This window comes from Lysinibacillus sp. NPDC056185 (assembly GCF_047737915.1).
GTDB lineage: Bacteria > Bacillota > Bacilli > Bacillales_A > Planococcaceae > Lysinibacillus.
Genome location: NZ_JBLLLQ010000082.1, coordinates 1 through 1,708 on the forward strand (window position 1 = coordinate 1; position 1,708 = coordinate 1,708).

Annotated in this window: 1 protein-coding gene; it reads left to right on the forward strand. The window is 34.1% G+C overall.

The window, feature by feature from the left end; genetic code table 11:
- The first annotated feature begins 136 nt into the window (after positions 1–136).
- The gene (locus ACMZ42_RS26980; RefSeq protein WP_415733418.1) at positions 137–1,603 is read left to right on the forward strand and encodes an IS1182 family transposase; all 1,467 of its coding nucleotides are present in this window, start codon (positions 137–139) and stop codon (positions 1,601–1,603) included.
- The last annotated feature ends 105 nt before the right edge of the window (positions 1,604–1,708 follow it).

Sequence of the window (1,708 nt, forward strand, 5' to 3'; positions counted from 1 at the left end):
ACGAGGGCACTGAAAAAGTCCAACATAATATTAAAACGATTGGAGAAACAGATTTTTTTCTCCAATCGTTTTTTCTTTTCGTTCAATTTCCTCTCAATAGTATAATAAAGAAAAACCAACTCGAGGTGGTGCGACTATGATTTCTAAACAAGAAACATTGAACTTAAGTCCGTATATGGAATTATATAATTTAATCATTCCAAAAGATAATATGCTTCGCCAAATCAATGAACTGGTTGATTTTTCATTTATATTAGACGAACTAAAATCAAAGTACTGTTTGGATAATGGTCGAAATGCAATTCCACCCATTCGTATGTTCAAATATTTACTCCTGAAAGCCATTTATGATTTATCAGATGTCGATTTAGTTGAACGTTCAAAATATGATATGTCTTTTAAATATTTCTTAGAGATGGCACCAGAAGATGATGTGATGGATTCTAGTTCGCTCACAAAATTCCGTCGTCTTCGCTTACAAGATATAAATTTACTTGATTTATTGATTGGAAAAACAGTTGAAATTGCATTAAAAAAAGGAATTATCACAAGTAAAATAATTATCGTCGACTCCACACATACAAAAGCACGTTACAATCAAAAATCACCGAAGGAATTTTTACAGGAAAAATCAAAAAATGTGCGAAAAGCCGTCTATCAACTGGATGAAGAAATGAAAGAGAAATTCCCACCAAAACCAACATCAAATGAAGTGATGGAGGAATTAAATTACTGTCGTCAAGTTGTAGAAATTGTGGAAACACAATCCAAAGTTGCACAAATTCCCGCTGTAAAAGAAAAGTTAAATGTTTTAAAAGAAGTAATGGAGGACTACGATTTACAACTAAGCTATTCACCTGATCCGGACGCTCGTGTAGGACATAAATCTGCGGAATCGGCTTTCTTTGGTTTCAAAACCCATATTGCGATGAGTGATGAACGAATCATTACAGCTGCCATTGTCACAACAGGTGAAAAAAGTGACGGACACTATCTTCAAGAATTAATCGAAAAAAGTAAAGAGACAGGGATGGAAATTGATACGGTCATTGGTGATACGGCTTACTCTGGGAAAGATAATTTACAATATGCCAAAGCAGAAGCGTTTCAATTAATTTCGAAATTAAACCCAAACATTAGCGGAGAAACTTCACACCGAAAAGTAATCTTTGATTTTAATAAAGACGCAGGCATGTATGTATGTCCAGCAGGGCACATGGCTATTCGAAAAGCCCGAACAGGAAAGAAAAATCAGGGCGCTAATCAAGCAGAAACATACTCCTTTGACATAGAAAAATGTAAGGTTTGTCCATTACGTGAAGGGTGCTATAAAGAAGGATCCAAAAGTAAAACATACTCTATCAGAATTAAATCTATGGAACATAAAGACCAAATTATTCTTCAAGAAACGGATGAATTTAAAATACTTGCGAAAGAACGATATAAAATTGAAGCGAAAAATAGTGAATTAAAAAATCCGCATGGCTATAATACGGCTAAAACAGCGGGCTTATTTGGCATGGAAATACAAGGAGCCACAACAATATTCGCCGTCAATCTGAAACGAATATTGAAACTTCTAAGTGAAAAAAAGAAGGAATAGACAAAAAAACAAGGTACATTCTGTTCAATTCGAACAAAATGTACCTTATTTTTATCTAAAAAAGTTAAGCCGTCATAAAAAACGTAAGTTTTTCAGTGACCTCGT